The sequence below is a fragment of the Sporomusaceae bacterium ACPt genome, assembly GCA_041428575.1.
GTDB lineage: Bacteria > Bacillota > Negativicutes > Sporomusales > Sporomusaceae > Sporomusa_D > Sporomusa_D carbonis.
The window spans coordinates 1,024,577-1,042,018 of the sequence record CP155570.1; the positions used below are offsets into that span (position 1 = coordinate 1,024,577).

14 protein-coding genes and 1 riboswitch are annotated in these 17,442 nt (G+C 44.9%); of the genes, 9 read left to right on the forward strand and 5 right to left on the reverse strand.

Going from position 1 to position 17,442, the window contains the following annotated elements; all coding sequences use genetic code 11:
* Positions 1 to 96: 96 nt before the first annotated feature.
* Positions 97 to 525: a hypothetical protein gene (locus tag SCACP_RS05090; RefSeq protein ID WP_425060304.1), complete on the forward strand. Its 429-nt coding sequence runs from the start codon at positions 97 to 99 to the stop codon at positions 523 to 525.
* A gap of 39 nt (positions 526 to 564) precedes the next feature.
* Here SCACP_RS05090 and SCACP_RS05095 read toward each other — a convergent pair whose 3' ends face one another.
* The 5 genes from SCACP_RS05095 to SCACP_RS05115 form a co-directional block, all read right to left on the reverse strand.
* Positions 565 to 1,161: a carbonic anhydrase gene (locus SCACP_RS05095; protein WP_425060305.1), complete on the reverse strand. Its 597-nt coding sequence runs from the start codon at positions 1,159 to 1,161 to the stop codon at positions 565 to 567.
* 276 nt (positions 1,162 to 1,437) lie between these two features.
* A complete protein-coding gene (locus tag SCACP_RS05100) occupies positions 1,438 to 2,010 on the reverse strand; it encodes a hypothetical protein (protein ID WP_425060306.1) in 573 nt (190 codons plus the stop codon).
* Positions 2,011 to 2,026: 16 nt separating this feature from the next.
* Positions 2,027 to 3,328: a phosphomethylpyrimidine synthase ThiC gene (thiC, locus tag SCACP_RS05105; RefSeq protein WP_425060307.1), complete on the reverse strand. Its 1,302-nt coding sequence runs from the start codon at positions 3,326 to 3,328 to the stop codon at positions 2,027 to 2,029.
* A gap of 64 nt (positions 3,329 to 3,392) precedes the next feature.
* Positions 3,393 to 3,489: riboswitch (TPP riboswitch) on the reverse strand.
* A 45-nt stretch (positions 3,490 to 3,534) separates the two neighbouring features.
* Positions 3,535 to 6,984 (reverse strand): pyruvate carboxylase, encoded by a 3,450-nt coding sequence (gene pyc, locus SCACP_RS05110; protein ID WP_425060308.1) that lies wholly within the window; start codon positions 6,982 to 6,984, stop codon positions 3,535 to 3,537.
* A gap of 143 nt (positions 6,985 to 7,127) precedes the next feature.
* Positions 7,128 to 7,331 carry a hypothetical protein gene (locus SCACP_RS05115; RefSeq protein WP_425060309.1) on the reverse strand — a complete coding sequence of 68 codons (204 nt, stop codon included), beginning with the start codon at positions 7,329 to 7,331 and terminating at the stop codon, positions 7,128 to 7,130.
* A 163-nt stretch (positions 7,332 to 7,494) separates the two neighbouring features.
* Between SCACP_RS05115 and SCACP_RS05120 the strand changes: the two genes are divergently transcribed.
* The 8 genes from SCACP_RS05120 to SCACP_RS05155 all read left to right on the forward strand — a co-directional run bounded on the left by SCACP_RS05120 (position 7,495) and on the right by SCACP_RS05155 (position 17,422).
* A complete protein-coding gene (locus tag SCACP_RS05120; RefSeq protein ID WP_425060310.1) occupies positions 7,495 to 9,381 on the forward strand; it encodes an ATP-binding protein in 1,887 nt (628 codons plus the stop codon).
* Between the two features lie 33 nt (positions 9,382 to 9,414).
* Positions 9,415 to 10,125 carry a response regulator gene (locus SCACP_RS05125; protein ID WP_425060311.1) on the forward strand — a complete coding sequence of 237 codons (711 nt, stop codon included), beginning with the start codon at positions 9,415 to 9,417 and terminating at the stop codon, positions 10,123 to 10,125.
* Positions 10,126 to 10,307: 182 nt separating this feature from the next.
* A complete protein-coding gene (locus SCACP_RS05130) occupies positions 10,308 to 12,425 on the forward strand; it encodes a CDC48 family AAA ATPase (protein ID WP_425060312.1) in 2,118 nt (705 codons plus the stop codon).
* Between the two features lie 91 nt (positions 12,426 to 12,516).
* Positions 12,517 to 13,152 (forward strand): oxalate oxidoreductase subunit delta, encoded by a 636-nt coding sequence (locus tag SCACP_RS05135; protein ID WP_425060313.1) that lies wholly within the window; start codon positions 12,517 to 12,519, stop codon positions 13,150 to 13,152.
* A 29-nt stretch (positions 13,153 to 13,181) separates the two neighbouring features.
* Positions 13,182 to 13,472, forward strand: coding sequence for a 4Fe-4S dicluster-binding protein (locus SCACP_RS05140; RefSeq protein ID WP_425060314.1), 291 nt, complete (start codon positions 13,182 to 13,184; stop codon positions 13,470 to 13,472).
* Positions 13,473 to 13,484: 12 nt separating this feature from the next.
* Positions 13,485 to 14,729, forward strand: a complete 1,245-nt coding sequence (locus SCACP_RS05145; protein WP_425060315.1) for an oxalate oxidoreductase subunit alpha — start codon at positions 13,485 to 13,487, stop codon at positions 14,727 to 14,729.
* 16 nt (positions 14,730 to 14,745) lie between these two features.
* On the forward strand, positions 14,746 to 15,708 hold the full coding sequence (locus tag SCACP_RS05150) for an oxalate oxidoreductase subunit beta (protein WP_425060316.1): 963 nt from the start codon (positions 14,746 to 14,748) through the stop codon (positions 15,706 to 15,708).
* A gap of 133 nt (positions 15,709 to 15,841) precedes the next feature.
* The gene (locus SCACP_RS05155; protein WP_425060317.1) at positions 15,842 to 17,422 is read left to right on the forward strand and encodes an L-lactate permease; all 1,581 of its coding nucleotides are present in this window, start codon (positions 15,842 to 15,844) and stop codon (positions 17,420 to 17,422) included.
* The last annotated feature ends 20 nt before the right edge of the window (positions 17,423 to 17,442 follow it).

Sequence of the window (17,442 nt, forward strand, 5' to 3'; positions counted from 1 at the left end):
GCGTTTATTTCTTTTTAAAAGAAATTTTCATAGTATGTTTTATAAATACCAAATTTTGGTAATACTAAGTATTACCAAAAGAGAGGTGGTATTAAAGTGAAACATTGTGGGTTTAGTGATGACTATACGTCAAAATTGCTTTGTGTCAAATGTAATACCCTTGAATTTGAAATAGTAAACAAATTAGATAGTGGCGAGATTGTAGCCCGGTGCGGGATTTGCGGCCAGGAGACCGACCTCGAAGTTCTGGTTGGATCGCGCTATGATGGGGCCGTTGAACTGCTGGCGGCCCTGAGGAGCCTGTATTCGGTAAGTGCTTATAAGGCTAAACAAAACAACGATGAAATCGGTCTTGCCAGATATTCCAAGAAGCATGATCACCTTCAAGAAATGATTAATGCTCCTATGTATCCAAACCCGTTAAACATGGCTGCTGACCTGTTTAAAATGATCGAAAACACTAGTGTTAACTTGGTTGAAGCAAAAAAAATAATTGACAGCGTGTTAAAAAGAAACGACAGCTGAAGCGTTAGAAAGAACAGCATATTTTTACGCGACCACCAACTATACGCTCGCAAATGCATCTGCGTAATGGAAATTGACGCTGCCATCACCTATATTTTTGACAGCCCCAACTATTTGCAAGCCCTTCTTTGTAATAGCCTTGCTCAGGATGGGGCTTGATGTTTGTAATTTCCAGATGATATAGTCGACGTTGGCTTTGATGGTATTTTCCAATAAATTCCCGGTTTGGGCGCTTGCTTTTTCAATCGCAGGCTGGATAGCCTGAGTTATAGCTTTGATATGGCATGGGCCTTGACTATTTGCTAATGCTGCTTTAACTGCACCGCAGTCTTCATGACCTAACACAACAATCAGCCGTACTGCAAGATGATCTACAGCATATTCGATACTTCCGAGCACAACGTCGTCTACTACTTGGCCGGCTGTACGTACTACAAATAGGTCGCCAAGCCCTTGGTCAAATACAATTTCCGGAGGTATGCGGGAATCTGAGCAACCAAGTATGACTGCAAATGGATCTTGGCCTTTAACCAATTCTAATCTTCGCGTCGGTCCGATGTTTCCTTTGGCATACCTTTCCATGACATACCGCTTGTTCCCGTTGATTAATTTTTCCAGCGCTTGATAAGCATCCATATAATTCCTCTCCTTGTCTCTATATTGAACTATTCACAATAGGGATGGCAACTGTACACATTATCAAAAGACATCTGAACCAACAAAAAGATACCGCCACAAGTACTCAAGCCAAACAGCAATACTTGTGACGGTACCAATAATTTTCTAAAAAAATTCAAGAAAAATAGTGGAGATAAGACAGTGTCTTGTACAGTTTGTATATATCATGCACATTGTGGTACCAATCGTCCCAACACAAGATTGCTATCATGCAATTGGTCAATTGGTGAATTTTTAAAGTGCCGATGAATACTTTACTGGCTGACCAAACTCTTTTGTTTTTAGCTCGGAGAATAAGGCGCCCAGGTCCTTAAGAATCCTAAAAAGCAGCTCTGAGTTAACCAGTTCAACAGTGCCACCATATGTAAAGACAAATGGTTGGCCCTGATAGGTAGTCAGTTCAATTTTACCGCTTTCCTCAAAGTGACCTTGTTGACGAAGAAGTCTTGAGCGTATCGAATATAACATAGAGATTGATTGAGTATATTCTGCTTTTTTTGTAGCGCCTTCCCAATCTCTGCTTACTAATCCAAGTGATCTTTCGATGCAGTTAAAGGCTGCTGGAAAAAAGACAAAGGTTATAAACCAAGAAAAACGGTAATCATCTTTTAATCCAGAATTAACCATCCGGCGCTCAAATATAAGATATTGCCGGCAACAAGTTAACGCTTCAAGCATACTTTTAAAATATTGAACCCGCACATCGGAAGCATAATATCTTTCGCGCAAAAATAACAGGGAAGAATGATACTGTTCAATTACTTCATTCAGTTGCAAAATAGTGTCTGTTTCCGCAACTTGTTTCATCAGTATATCCACGCTGTTATGCGATGTTTAAGTCTTCGCCGTTTAAAAGTTTCTTGATATTCTTCATTGGGCACATTTTGCCACACATAGTACAGGTATCTTCGCACTCAGGGGTGGATTCTTCCCGATACTTTCTTGCTTTTTCAGGATCAATGGCGAGTTCAATCATCCGCGAAAAATCAACGTCGGCGCGGGCAGCACTCATTTGATTATCCCAATCGCGCGCTCCCGGGATTCCTTTAGCAATATCGGCGGCATGGGCAGCGATCCGTGTGGCGATGATTCCCTCTTTAATATCGTCCAAATTTGGCAAACGAAGATGTTCTGCCGGCGTTACGTAGCACAGGAAGTCGGCGCCGTTGGCAGCCGCGATGGCGCCGCCGATGGCGCTGGTGATATGGTCATAGCCGGGAGCAATGTCGGTTACCAGCGGGCCAAGCACGTAAAAGGGTGCGCCGTGACAGAGCTTCTTTTCCAAGAGCATATTGGCCGCGATTTCGTTGAGTGCTATATGACCCGGACCTTCGATCATAACCTGTACATTTCTGGCCCATGCCCGTTTGGTTAACTCACCCAGTGTAATCAATTCCTCGATTTGGGCGGGATCGGTTGAGTCGTTGATCGACCCAGGGCGGCAAGCATCGCCTAAACTCAAAGTGACGTCATATTTTTCGCAAATGTCGAGTAGGCGGTCATAATATTCATAAAACGGATTTTCCTGGTTATTAAGTTCCATCCAGGCAAACAGGAGGGAACCACCACGAGAAACAATGTTGGTAAGGCGCTTGTTCTTTTTAATCCGCTCAGCGGTTGCTTGATTCATACCGCAATGGATAGTCATAAAATCTACGCCGTCTTCAGCGTGTTTTTCGACAACTTTAAAAAATTCATCCACTGTAATATCTTTTAATGCTTTGTCGAGCATTCCCACCGCATCATACATCGGTACAGTACCGATCATGGCCGGGGACATGTCAATCAATTTGCGGCGAAACTTTTCAGTTTTGCCATAGCAACTAAGATCCATGATGGCTTCCGCTTTTAATTCGATGGCTTTTTTGGCCTTCTCTAATTCTAAATCAATATTATAACAATCTTTAGAGACACCTAAATTTACATTGATTTTAGTACGAAGTCTTTCCCCAACTCCTTTGGGCGCAAGGTTGATGTGATTCCGGTTGGCCGGAATGACGACCTTACCGTCTGCCACCGACTGACGCAGTACATCGGGATCAATGTTTTCCTCCTGAGCGACAATGCGCATTTGTTTGGTGATGATACCTTTCTTAGCGGCATCCATTTGAGTAGTATAAACCATTTTTTCCTCTTCCTCTCATTTTTTATTTTTTAGCCATAGAAAGAGGTGGGAAACAGCTTTTTAAACCAGGAAATAAAAGCTTTCCTACGGTGGTACTAACCACATCAGGTTCGAGGGTTGGAGTAAGCTCCTCTCAGCCGTTGGCACCCCTAGCTATGAACTAATTGGAAACTTCTAGCCAGCTACTGCTGCACAATTTGTTTTGCTTATGCTTTGGTTACTTTGAGCAATTCAATTAACAAGTCACCGGTTTCCACCTGGTCGTTGGTTTTTGCATACAGTTCTTTAATTACGCAGTCGAAGGGAGCCTGAATGGTTGTTTCCATCTTCATGGCTTCTATTACTATGAGCGGGACACCTTTTTTTACATGTTCGCCCTTTTCGACTGTCACTTTGACAACTTTTCCGTTCATGGATGCACTAACATGATTTGGGTTGTCTTTTTCTGCCTTGATTCGTGATACGGTGACCGTCTTAATACTTTTGTCCTTGACAATAACTTCCCGGGGTAATCCGTTTAATTCGAAGTTTACTATCCGGGTACCGTCAGGGAGCGGGTCTTCAATTGAGATAAGTTTTATTACTAATGTTTTTCCCTGCTCAATATCTACCCGGATTTCTTCGCGAGGTTTTAGGCCATGAAAAAAGGTAGCGGTATCTAAAACAGACACGTCGCCGTAAGTAGCAGTGAAGTTGGCCCAATCTAAAAATACCTTGGGATAGAGGGAATAGGCCAAAACGTCTTGCGCGTTAACGGGACGATGGAGCGTGTTATTTAAAGTTTCGCGAATTTCGGAAAAGTTAACAGCTTCCAGCATTTCTCCCGGACGTTTGGTGATAGGTTCCTTTCCTTTAAGAATGATACGCTGTAACTCTTTGGGGAATCCTTGGTAGGGCTGCCCAATCAGTCCGGTGAAAAATTCCACAACGGAATTGGGAAAGTCAAGCGTTTCGCCTAATTCATAAATGTCGTCTTCAGTCAGGTTATTTTCTACCATAAACAAGGCCATGTCGCCGACAATTTTGGAGGAAGGAGTGACTTTTATAACATCGCCAAACATATCGTTTACCTGACGGTAAACTTTTTTTATTTTGTCCCATTGACTTTCCAAGCCTAATGCTTTGGCTTGCTGCCGGAGATTGCTGTATTGTCCGCCAGGCATTTCATGTTGATATACTTCAGGATTGGGAAAAAACAGGCTGCTTTCAAAATCTTTATAATACGCCCGGACATCTTCCCAGTAATGGGATAGTTCGTTCAAGCCGTGAATGTTAACATTGGGCTGGCGTCCGTTGCCTTCCAAGGCGTAATATAAAGTGTTGGCGCTTGGTTGTGACGACATTCCGGCCAGCGATGAGATTGCGACATCCACAATGTCTACACCGGCGTCAATAGCCCGGGCACAGGTATAAATGCCGTTGCCGCTGGTATCGTGAGTGTGTAGATGGATTGGCAAGTCTATTGATTCTTTTAAAGCAGAGACAAGCCGGTATGCCGCTTCCGGCTTTATCAGACCTGCCATGTCTTTGATGCAAAGGATATGTGCTCCTGCCCGTTCCAAGTCTTTGGCAATATTTATATAATATGCGAGGTCATATTTGCTGCGGGATTTATCGAGAATATCACCGGTATAACAGAACGAAGCTTCTGCTACTTTACCGGAAGTGCGTACAGCATCAATGGCGACAGCCATGGCCTTAACCCAGTTAAGACTGTCGAATATTCGGAAAACGTCAATGCCTGCTTCGGCGGCGTGATGAACAAATGATCGGATTAAGTTGTCAGGATAGTTGGTGTAACCGACAGCATTGGAGCCGCGTAGTAACATCTGAAACAATATGTTGGGACATTGCTGTCTGAGGGCGGCGAGACGTTTCCAGGGATCTTCCTTAAGAAATCTGTAGGCGACATCAAAGGTGGCGCCCCCCCAAACCTCCAGGGAAAATAGGTTTGGCAGCAGACGTACAGTGGGAGCAATGACGGTTGCCATGTCCTGGGTCCGTATTCTGGTGGCCAGGAGCGACTGGTGGGCGTCCCGCATTGTGGTATCTGTCAATAAGACTTCTTTTTGTTCCTTTACCCAAGCCGCCAGTCCTTCCGGGCCATATTTATCGAGAAGCTGCTTAGTGCCTTCAGGTATAGGGCCGTCAGGCATTTTGGGCATTCGGACCGGGGGGAAGCTGGGTTTGGGGCCTTTGGTAATTCCATCAAAGCCATTGACGGTTATCTCGGCCAGATATTTAAGTAATTTGGTACCTCTGTCCTGGGGCGGCGGAAAAACAAACAGTTCCGGGGATGTATCAATAAAAGAGGTATCATAAGTGCCATGTAAAAATTTTTCATGGGCAACTACGTTATACAAAAAAGGGATGTTGGTCTTTATACCGCGTATGCGGAATTCGTTTAAACAGCGTTTCATTTTGGCAATTGCACTTTTGTGAGTCAAACCCCATGTAGATACTTTAACCAGCAGTGAATCATAATATGGGGTAATAACCGAACCTGCGTAAGCATTGCCGGCATCAAGGCGCACACCAAATCCGCCGCCGCTCCGGTAGGCATTTATTTTTCCGGTGTCAGGCATGAATTGATTCGCCGGATCTTCTGTAGTTACCCGGCATTGAATGGCGTGTCCGTTGCAACTAATGCAGGCTTGGTCCGGGATACCGATTTCTTCATCATGTAAGCTTGCGCCATCGGCAATGAGCAATTGAGCTTGCACAATATCAACGCCGGTAATCATTTCAGTAATGGTATGTTCAACCTGGATACGGGGGTTAACCTCAATGAAATAGAATTTGTGATCAGGTGTTACTAAAAACTCGACCGTGCCGGCGCTAACATAGCCAACCTTGGTCATTAATCTGACGGCCGCATCGCAGATGGCGTGGCGAAGATCGTCCGGCAGCGACAGGCTTGGTGCTATTTCGATAACCTTTTGGTGACGGCGTTGAACCGAGCAGTCTCTTTCATACAAATGTACAATATTACCGTGTTGATCTCCCAATATTTGAACTTCAATGTGTTTAGGAAATTCCAAAAGTTTTTCCAGATAGATTTGATCGTCGCCAAAACAGGCTTTAGCCTCTGATTTAGCGCGGCTATAAGATTCCTCTAGAGCGTCTGGGGTCCGGACGATTCGCATACCCCGGCCACCTCCGCCCAGAATGGCTTTAATTATAAAAGGATAGCCGTAGCAGTCAGCAAAAGCCTTAACTTCTTCTAAACTGTTTACCGGGCCCTCGCTTCCGGGGATGACCGGCAATCCCGCCGCCATTGCTTGGGCGCGGGCATTTATTTTGTCGCCGAACATGGACAAGTGTTCTGTATTGGGACCGATAAAGACAAGTCCCTCTTCTTTACAACGTTTGGCAAGATTAAGGTTTTCGGATAAAAAACCATAGCCTGGATGAATGGCATCGACATTGCGGCTTTTGGCAATATGCAAAATACTTTCAATGTCCAAATAGGCATCTACCGGACTTTTATCTTCACCAACCAGATAAGCTTCGTCAGCTTTGTAGCGATGCAGGGAAAATATATCTTCTTTAGAGTAAATGGCGATTGTACGGATGCCTAACTCGTTACAGGCCCTAATAACACGAATGGCAATTTCGCCGCGATTGGCTACCAGCACCGTTTGGATTCTTTTCATTTTTTCCCCTCCAAAAGCAAAATAATGTGTATTTGTGCGGCACAATTGTATTTGGTATTGTAACATTTACTTACAAAAAACACAAGAAAAAACTAATAATTACAGTTATTATGTTAGCAAACGGCACTGGATCATATTTTTTTTTACAATTCTACATGTTTGCAGTAATCAATATAGTTTTGGATTAGCGTTTGTAACTCCTTAATAATAATCTGTTTGATTGTTGCCGGAGCCTGCTCATCCGGACAGCCGGCGGCATTAAGTTTTTTGTGCTGATCAATATCAGAATTGGGGGATAAAGACAGGTTGTGTGAGGAATGTTGCCAATCTGGTTTATTCTCATACACTTGCGAATCCTCCCCGAAAAAATAATATTCTGATAAGTTAATAAAATAAATATGGAAATTGTTGTAATGTAAGTATATAATAATATTTGTCAAGTTACCCAGTCAATTGAACAGAAATAAAAGCAAATAAGAAAATTAAAAAAAATAACGCAAGGTGATTTGTATGAGTTGGCTAACATGTATTCTAGAGACAATCAAACATGAGGTCAACACGGGAACAATTTGTGCGTTAGAATTAAAAAACGAGCCAGTTTCATATATTAATATGCCGCGAGAACGCCTGGCCGAGGAAATTGCACAGTTGACCGAAGTTCTCATACGTTCTGTACAAGACAACACATTTACGCCGCTAAAAGTTCATATCAGCTGGGTATGTAAAATACGGCTCGAACAAGGGGTCAAGTTGTCAGATATTATGTTGTTTCTTGACCTTTATGAGACGGCTGTCAAAGATGCGATGTCGGCATTTTTGAAGGAAGATTTGATTAGTCTCAACCAATACCGGCGCGAAATCGATTCGTTATTGGACAGGGTAAGGGTATTTGTTTCAGAATACTTTTTTGTCCTCTATGAGGAAACGGTCTACAAGCAGTTTGAACAGTTAAGGACTATTAACGAAATAACGGCTTATCTGACATCATCGCTTAACCTTCATGAAGTATTGGATTTTATCGTGACAAGCGCCATGCGTCTGTTTAAAGCAGATTGCGGCAGTATATTGCTGGTAGATGTCGACAAAGGTATGATTCCGTCGGTTGCCAAAATGTGGGAGCATTACAATTCTTCGTCTGTTATTGCCGAAACAATCGGATATTCGATCAACCAGGTCGAACTAGACTATGAGGATTTACTGTCTGACCGTATGCTTAGTACCTTCAAACAGGAAGGCTTACTCAAAGTAAAAGCAATAAAATTGTACTTACAAGAATTGTTAATTGGAATGCTGATTATCGGGTTTCGTAGCGCCCGAAAATCTACTCCGCTTGATCAGAAGCTTTTTGAAACATTTGCCAATCATGCCGCCATCGCCGTTCATAATGCTCAATTATACGGCGATGCCGACTCCAAGTTGAAACAACGAATTCATGAGGTAACTATTCTTATTGAGCAACAACAAGCCATTATGCAATGTATGCGGGAAGGAGTTATCGCGATTAATCCTGATGGCTACATCAACCTGATAAACAATGAAGGCCAACGGTTATTGAATCGCGGGCCGGATCTGATTGGCAAGTATATCCGGGATGTTATCCCTGATTCCCGCCTGCCAATTGTAATGAAAACCCGTCAGGCCGAATACGACCAGGAGCAGGAAATCGGGGATAAGGTTATAATTACTAACAGAGTACCTATTATAGTAAATGATGAAGTCATCGGGGCCCTTGCTACATTTCGGGATAAACAGGATGTGAAAATACTGGCGGAAGAACTGGTAGGCCTGAAAAGCCTGCTTGATTCCATGCGGGCCCAATCTCATGAATTTGCCAACAAATTACATACGATAGCCGGTCTGATCCAAATGAAACAATACGACAAAGTATTAGACCTTATTACCTTGATGTATAAAAGCCAACAAGAGTTTGTCAGCTTTATAGTCAAGCGTATTAAGGACCAAGCTACAGCGGGATTGCTTATTGGCAAAATTAGCCAATCAAGTGAACAAGGTATTTCACTTCGGCTCAATCCACGCAGCAAGCTTGATTTTCTGCCGCAATCGTTCCGCAGTTTATCTATGGTTACCGTACTGGGCAATTTAATTAGCAACGCTATGGAAGCGGTTGCGAACCTTCCTGCCGAACGAAGAGTCATTGATATTTACATTTTTCAGGGGAAAAAAAATTTAAATATTAGGGTAAAGGATTTAGGCAACGGGATACCTGAAAACTACAAAAGGAAGATTTATCAACGAGGTTTTTCTACTAAACGTGGTAACCGGGGAGTTGGACTTGCTTTGGTTAAACAGGAGGTGGAGGTATGTGGCGGCAAAATTGCAGTTAATTCACGCGAAAATCAAGGCAGCACGTTTACGGTAACAATACCAATACGTTGAACCTGGAGACCTAAATGTAAGGGGGACAGGGAGATGGGAATTGATGTTATTATTGTGGAAGACGATCCTATGGTACTGGAACTTCACCGGCAATATATCAACCAGGTTAAGGGGTTTAAGGTAGTAGGACAGGCTGCTGACGGAAAGACGGGGTTTAATATCATTTCAGAACTAAGGCCGCAATTAGTGATATTGGATGTTTATATGCCGGGAGATAACGGAATCGATCTTCTGCGGCGAGTTCGGACTGAGGGGCTGAACACCGATGTTATTTTGGTTACGGCAGCCCATCGGACAGAAACTATCCAGCAAGGAATGCAATATGGTGCCGTTGACTACATCATAAAGCCGTTTACTTTTCAACGCTTTAAAAAGTCCTTAAAAAGCTACCAGCAGTATATTGAGCAAATCAGAAATAATCAGCAGTTGACCCAAACGGATATTGACTGTCTAAAAGGAGTGGTTTCCACTGAAAGTCATTTGAGCAGTCTGGAAGAACTCAAAAACAGTATTCCTAAGGGTTTAGACAAAGCGACTCTGGAATCGGTTTTGTCAATTGTCAAAGAGCAGACGGGATATTTTAGTGCTTCGGAAATATCCAAGCTGGTCGGTATATCCCGAGTGACAGTCCGGCGTTATTTAAACTATTTGTGTGACAATGGGTGGCTGAAAGGCATTTTATCTTACGGTCCGGTAGGAAGGCCGCTGCATAAGTATATAAAGGATGATTCTTTTTCCTTTTGATTAATCTATAGACATTATGACAGTCAGTGATGCTGTCATAATGTCTTTTTTTATGCTTGTCATGAACTATATTTACAAAAATATCCTTATTTACCATATAGTAGGCAAACTCAAGCATGTACTTTATAATTAAGACTGTAAGAAGTACGAAGGACGACTATCTAAAGGAGGATAACCATATTGTGAGTACTGTTTTATCCTTTAGAGTAGCGGACGCTATGCCGGAAGATGTCGGTCAGGGATATGTACGGATTGATAACGCAGAGATGGATAAACTCGAAGTCATTATGGGCGATATTGTAGAAATCCAAGGCCGAAAAACAACAGTGGCAAAAGTAGTCCCATGTTTTGCTAATTTCAAAAATCAGAATATTGTACAAATGGAGTCTATTATCAGAGAGAATGCCGGTGTAGGAATTGACGAGCGGGTAACCTTGAAGAAAGCAGTACGTCAAGCGGCACAAACGGTTATTCTGAGTCCTTTGGACGTTACGATAGATTTTAGTGACGCCCAAGATATCAAGCACTTGGAACGAGTCTTAAATGGATTGCCGGTCTTTACGGGTGACCGGGTCAAGGTTAGTCTTGCGGGGGCCAGGAGTCAGTACTTTACTGTTATCGGTACGGCGCCTCAGGGACCGGTACTCATCAATGCGGCAACAAAACTTAAAGTTACTAAATCAGATGCATCAGAAGACCGGAGCTATAGAGCTTCCTATGAGGATGTAGGCGGGCTAGATAAAGAACTCCAACGCGTACGCGAGATGGTTGAGCTACCTCTAAAGTATCAGGAAGTATTTTTCCAGCTTGGAGTGGATGCTCCTAAGGGAGTACTGCTTTATGGCCCGCCTGGCACCGGCAAGACGCTGATGGCCAGAGCGGTAGCCAGTGAAACCAATGCAACGTTTCTTCATGTTAATGGTCCGGAGATTATCAATAAATTCTATGGAGAAAGCGAAGCAAGGCTGAGAGAGATTTTTGAGACTGCTCAACGGCGGGCTCCGGCGATCATCTTTATTGACGAAATTGATGCCATCGCTCCAAAACGGACCGATGTAATAGGTGACGTGGAAAAACGGGTTGTTGCGCAATTGTTGGCCTTAATGGATGGTTTAAAGAGCAGGGGGCAGGTTATTGTCATTGGCGCTACTAATGTACCCGATATGGTTGATCCGGCCCTTCGCCGCCCGGGACGATTTGACCGCGAACTCTCAATTAATCCGCCTGATATGTCTGGAAGATTAAGAATATTAAAAATACATACCCGGTCAATGTCAATTGATCAGTCAGTGGATCTTGAGAAACTTGCCCATATGACCCATGGGTTCGTGGGGGCCGACTTGGCTATTCTCTGCAAGGAAGCCGGCATGAATGCCGTCCGGAGACTGCTGCCGGAAATTGATTTCACGGCAGGAATCAGGGACGATGATTTAGCCAAACTAAAGGTTACCATGGACGATTTTTATACCGCCTTCCGGGAAGTGGAACCAACGGCTACCAGGGAGTTCTTTTCCGACCGTCCTAATGTCAAGTGGGAACAGGTCGGGGGAATGTCAGATATCAAAGATAAATTAAAGTCTTTAGTTGAAATGCCGCTCCAGTACCCTGAACTGTTTAAACAGGCTCAGCACAATATGCCCAAAGGTATAATGCTTACCGGACGACCGGGAACAGGAAAGACTCTCATTGTAAAAGCATTGGCAGGTTCTAGTGGTGCCCATTTTATATCGGTAGATGGTGCAACCCTCAACTCCCGCTGGATTGGCGAGGCAGAAAAAGGTTTGCGGATGATTTTCAAGCGGGCTAAACAAATTGCGCCTTGTATCCTCTTTTTCGACGAGATTGATGCCTTTGCTCCTGTGCGTAACGCGGCAGAGCGGGGTGGAGCAGACCGGCTGGTAAGTCAGTTGTTATTGGAGTTGGATAGCTTAATGGATTCGGCGAACGTGATTGTAGTCGCCGCCACCAACCGGCCTGATATGGTTGATCCCGCCTTGATGCGGCCTGGAAGATTCGATTTTATAGTTGAACTGCCGTTGCCGAACAAAGAAGAGCGTATGGAAATATTCAAGATTCATACCGCCAAATTATCCTTGGCTGATGATGTGGATTTGAAATACTTGGCTGCGGCCACAGATGGTGTGGCAGGTTCTGATATTGAAGCCATATGCAAACACGCATCGATGTCAGCCCTGAAACGGTTGGTTAGTCAAACGCGGAGCTTAGCTGAAATGTCTGCTGGTTATAAGGTGTTAAATGAGGACTTTGGCTATGGTCTGCGGCAAGTAATAAATAGATAACGGCCTGTTTGGGTCGACGGGGGTGATGATCAAAGAACGGTAAGTTCGGTCACCTGTTGTCAAATCTCAAATATTTAAAGGGGGAGAGAAAATGACACTGGCGGTTGCTGTTGACGCCAAGATGCAGGAAGTTACTGTATGGACTAGGGGTGTAACCTTAGCCAAAGAAGCTCGTGACACTGCTACCTTGCTTGCCAAGGCAGGTAGTCTCGAAGGTAAGTATGTTCAATCCTTCGACAACTATGTGGATCTGCCTGACCGGATCAATGTTCCGGTAAAGAGCTACGCTCGGGTTAGCCCTGAGCCTATCGAGACCTATTATGAGTATGAAAACTATCGTCCCGATGTTGTTGTGTTAGCAGAAGAAACACTGGTTAAAGGCAACGACATTCTGAAAGGCTGCAAAGACGGCTGTGTTGTTGTAATTAACACCAAGCGTGATGTTAACAAGTTACTTAAGTACCTTTCCCCGAAAGAAAACGTAAGTAAAGTAAAGGCTGTTGCCGCTATCGACGCTGACGCGCTGAACGCTGGCGTTTTCCATACCTTCGACGGTACCGAAGGTTGTATCGACGATACTAAGATCGGCGCCGGTGTTGGCGCTGCTATAGCTGCTGCTGTTGCGAAAGCCAGCGGTATCGTTAAATTGGAATCCCTGCTCAAAGTTGCTGAAAACAAACAAGCTGTTCAGCAAGGCTGGGATGCCGTTCAAGTCGTTAAACTGTAGATTCTGGTAAAATTCGAGGAGGTGTAACCATGGCAAAAGTTTATAAACAAGTGCCATTTGCGGCTATTGTTCCTTCCCCTCAGACCGAAAACGAAGGTATGGTCACCGGTAACTGGCGGTTCCTCCGTCCAGTAGTTGATAAAGGTCAATGCACCGAGTGCAAAACCTGCTATATTTACTGTCCAGATGCCTGCGTTAACTGGGCCAAGGACGATGGAATCAGCTTTAACCTTAAGTACTGCAAGGGTTGCGGCATTTGCAGCAACGTATGCCCGGTCGGGGCTATTGCCCGGGTGCCTGAACTTGATTTTGATGAATAAGGAGTGAATAAGATGCCGATTAAGAAAAGAGGTACAGGTTTAACTGCGGTTGCAGATGCTTGGCAGCTTGCTGATATCGACGTTTCAGCATCCTATCCTATCCGCCCTTATACTGCGGTCATGGCCGAATTAGCAAAACGGATTGCTAATGGCACTATGAAGTGCGAAATGGTTCATGGTGAAGGCGAACATGCTCAGTTCAGTATTGCTCACGGCGCTTCCATGGCTGGCGCCCGTGCTACCACCGGTACTTCCGGTGTAGGTGTTACCTATGCTTTTGAAACTTATTCTCCAATCGCCGGCAGCCGTTGTCCGATCCAGGCCCTTATCGGCGACCGCACTCTGGATCCTCCCGGTGACTTCGGTTCTGAGCACACTGACTGCCTGACGCTCCGTGACAACGGCTGGATCTATGGCTGGGCCCAAGACGCTCAGGAAGCACTGGACAACAGCTTAATGTATTTCCGGATCGGCGAAGATCCTGAAATCATGTTGCCGCAAATCGTGGCTATGGACGGTTATTTCGTAACCCACATTGCTCAAGATTATGAAATGCCTGACCAAGAGCAAGTTGATAAATTCTTGCCTAAGTTCAATCCTAAGTTCCGTCTTGATGTAAACAATCCGGTTATCATGGGTCCGCAAATTGAGCCGGAAATGGGACCTCCTCTTGAGTGGGACCGCCATGTTGTAATGAATAAAGTTAAAGGAAAAATCGTTGAGGTAACTGAAGAATTCGGTAAAATCTTCGGTCGTAAATATGCTCCGTTCGTTGAAGAGTATATGACTGAAGACGCTGACATGGTATATGTGCTGCAAGGCGCTCATGCCGTAACCTGCCGCAGCGCTATCAAATATCTCCGTGAGGCTGGCTATAAGATTGGTATGTGCAGAATTCGTTGGTTCCGTCCGTTCCCGGATGAAGCTCTTGCTCAAATTCTGCCGAAGTTCAAGGTTGCCGGCGTTGTTGATACTGGTACTTCTTATGGCGCTCCTTGCGGTGGCGGCGTTCTTTCAACTGAAGTTAAAGCTGCTATGTCTGAAGTTCCCGGCAAGCCGATAATTCAAAGCTTTACCTCCGGTTTGGGCGGCGAGACCATTACTCATGAAGAGTTCTTTGCTATGGCTGAAATGATGAAGCAAACTCTGGCAGCCGGCAAGATCATTCAAAGCGGCACCTGGGTTAACTTCAATGACTATCATGAAGGCGCTTCCCAGATTAATGCTGCTAAAACTGAAGCTGCCCCTAGTAAATAATAAGGAGGAGTAAACGATGGCAGTTGCTGAATTAATTAAGTCAATTGCACAGACTACTGACTTAGTGGACACTTATGTTCCTGGTCACCGTACCTGTGCGGGTTGCGGTCCGGCTCTCGGTTATCGTCTGGTAGCCAAAGCTGCCGGTAAAAATACAATCTTTGTTGGTCCAACTGGCTGTATGTATGTTGCTAATACCAGTTATGCCTGCGGTCCTTGGGCTGTGCCTTGGACTCATGCGCAAATCACCAACGGCGGCGCCGTAGCCTCAGGTATCGCTGAAGCTTTCAGGATGATGATCGCAAAAGGCAAAATTAAGGATGAGTTCCCCAATATCATTGTAATGGCCGGTGACGGTGGTTGCTCTGATATCGGTCTCCAGGCTATGTCAGCTATGTTCTATCGTGGACATAAAGTTCTCTGCGTTATGTATGACAATGAGTCCTATGCTAACACTGGTATCCAGGTTTCTCCGTCCACTCCGTATGGTGCGACTACTATGTTTACTCCGGCTGGTCCGGCCATTCCCGAAGCTAAGAAGCATCATTTGAAAGACCCGATGCCGATATTCTGTGCTGGCGGTCATCCGTACCTTAAGTATGGCGCTACCGCTTCCATAGGCTATCCGATAGACCTTATGAACAAAGTCCGTAAAGCTTTGGCACAAGACGGCCCGGCGTTCATCCATCTGCATGTTCCGTGTCCTAAAGGCTGGTCCTTCCCGGCTGACCAAACAATTGAGATCGCCAAACTTGCCGTTGAGACCGGCATGTGGAACCTTTATGAGGTTGAAAACGGCGATTGGGCAAACAAGAAGTTCCAAGCCTTGCCGAAGAAACTCAAGCCGGTTGATGAGTATCTCCAAACTCAAAAACGTTTCTCCCATCTTCAGCCTGAGCATGTTGCCACAATTCAAGAATTCGTCAATGCCCGTGCTCAAAAGCTTGGTATGGAAGTTCCCCTGCCGCCTGCTAAGTAAGGCAGCGTAATTTCTTAACAATTTCATTACTAGTCCCTGGTTCCTTCGTGAACAAAAGGAACCAGGGACTTACTAATCTGTAAAGGTCCTTGTCCGCTTATGGGCAAAGAACGCTGGAAGGAGGCTCGGTTGTATGGATAAGGGTGTCGCCTTAACCTTTACGAACTGGATATTAGCTTTCCTACCTATCTTAGTCTTGCTATCTACTATACTACTATTTAAATGGGGCGCGCCGAAATCAGGTGCCGTATCCTGGTTCACGGCAGTTATTATTGGGTTATTTGTTTTTGGAGGCGATTCGCGGTTGTTGGCTTTGGCCAATAGTAAAGGGATGGCAATGTCACTGTATGTATTATTGATTATCTGGGGCGCAGTTTTTCTCTACAACTTGGTTGAGAAGAACGGTGCTGTTAAGGTAATCGGTGATACCATGGTAAAGGTAACTGAAGAAAAATTACTGCAATGTTTACTTATGTCATGGTGTTTTGCCAGCTTTATGCAGGGTATTGCCGGGTTTGGCGTGCCTGTTGCGGTTGTGGCGCCCATTATGCTGGTTATGGGATTCCCGCCGGCGGTTGCTGCTGCTACTTGTTTGGTAGGACACTCGTGGTCCATTACTTTTGGGTCGATGGGTTCATCCTATTACACCATTCAACTGGTTACCAAGATTCCGGGGGAAATTATCGGTCCCTGGATGGCGTCCTTGTTTGTTGTTCCGATTTTTGCCACCGGAATTGCCGTATGTCATATTTATGGCGGTTTTGCGGCTGTTAAGAGAGGTCTGCCGGCAGTGCTGATAACCGGTGCTGTAATGGCTTTCATGTGCTGGTTTATGAACAAGATCGGGGCAGCACAATTAGCTACTTTGATTCCGGGACTTTTTGGCTGTGGTACCATGGCTGTTTTGGCCAAGACTATCTACCGCCACGAGTCTGACGGAACTAAAGGGCAGGAAGAAGCGCCTGCTATGGGATTCCACATGGCGTTTTCTCCGTACTATATCTTAATCGCGTTGTGTATTATGACTCAGATCAAAGACATCGCGAAAATTTTTGCTCCGTATACCTGGGGTCTTGATTATCCGGCGGTAACGACTGCGGCTGGCTTCGCAGTCAAGGCCGAGAAAATGTATTCTAAAATTAATATTTTTTCTCATCCTGCGCCGCTGTTGGTTGCTGCCGCATTTGCCGGCTTTATCATATTTAAATTGGCCGGCAAGTGGAGATCAGGGTCTGCCGGTGAAGCTCTTAAGGCCACTTATTCTCAGTGTGTTCCTACCAGTATTGGTATCACTACCATGGTTATGATGGCGTTAATCATGAACGATACCGGCATGACCAAGCTGCTTGCTCTGGGTATTGCAAATTCAACTGGCGCACTGTTCCCGGTATTCTCACCATATATCGGTGTGCTGGGAGCATTCCTTACCGGTAGTAACACCAACTCCAACGTAATGTTCGGAGCATTGCAGTATGAGACGGCTAAGGTATTGGGAATCAGTTCCGTTATCATGGCTGCTGTTCAGTCTGTCGGCGGTTCGGTAGGTTGTTCCATTGCCCCGTCGAAAGTGTTGATCGGTTCGGCAACTGTTGGTCTTGAAGGCCGCGAAAGCGAGGTAATGAACCGGACGATACCTTATTGTATAATCATTTCGCTGCTTGTGGGCATTAATGCATGGATTTTTGCCTACATATTATTTAAGGATCTACATTAGGTCAGTTGAAATGCGAATTT

What these genes read in the sequence shown, in the direction of transcription:
- SCACP_RS05095 (WP_425060305.1), bottom strand. Translation starts at nt 1,161, where the DNA reads ATGGATGCTTATCAAGCGCTGGAAAAATTAATCAACGGGAACAAGCGG.
- SCACP_RS05100 (WP_425060306.1), bottom strand. Translation starts at nt 2,010, where the DNA reads ATGAAACAAGTTGCGGAAACAGACACTATTTTGCAACTGAATGAAGTA.
- thiC (WP_425060307.1), bottom strand. Translation starts at nt 3,328, where the DNA reads ATGGTTTATACTACTCAAATGGATGCCGCTAAGAAAGGTATCATCACC.
- pyc (WP_425060308.1), bottom strand. Translation starts at nt 6,984, where the DNA reads ATGAAAAGAATCCAAACGGTGCTGGTAGCCAATCGCGGCGAAATTGCC.
- SCACP_RS05120 (WP_425060310.1), top strand. Translation starts at nt 7,495, where the DNA reads ATGAGTTGGCTAACATGTATTCTAGAGACAATCAAACATGAGGTCAAC.
- SCACP_RS05125 (WP_425060311.1), top strand. Translation starts at nt 9,415, where the DNA reads ATGGGAATTGATGTTATTATTGTGGAAGACGATCCTATGGTACTGGAA.
- SCACP_RS05135 (WP_425060313.1), top strand. Translation starts at nt 12,517, where the DNA reads ATGACACTGGCGGTTGCTGTTGACGCCAAGATGCAGGAAGTTACTGTA.
- SCACP_RS05140 (WP_425060314.1), top strand. Translation starts at nt 13,182, where the DNA reads ATGGCAAAAGTTTATAAACAAGTGCCATTTGCGGCTATTGTTCCTTCC.
- SCACP_RS05145 (WP_425060315.1), top strand. Translation starts at nt 13,485, where the DNA reads ATGCCGATTAAGAAAAGAGGTACAGGTTTAACTGCGGTTGCAGATGCT.
- SCACP_RS05150 (WP_425060316.1), top strand. Translation starts at nt 14,746, where the DNA reads ATGGCAGTTGCTGAATTAATTAAGTCAATTGCACAGACTACTGACTTA.
- SCACP_RS05155 (WP_425060317.1), top strand. Translation starts at nt 15,842, where the DNA reads ATGGATAAGGGTGTCGCCTTAACCTTTACGAACTGGATATTAGCTTTC.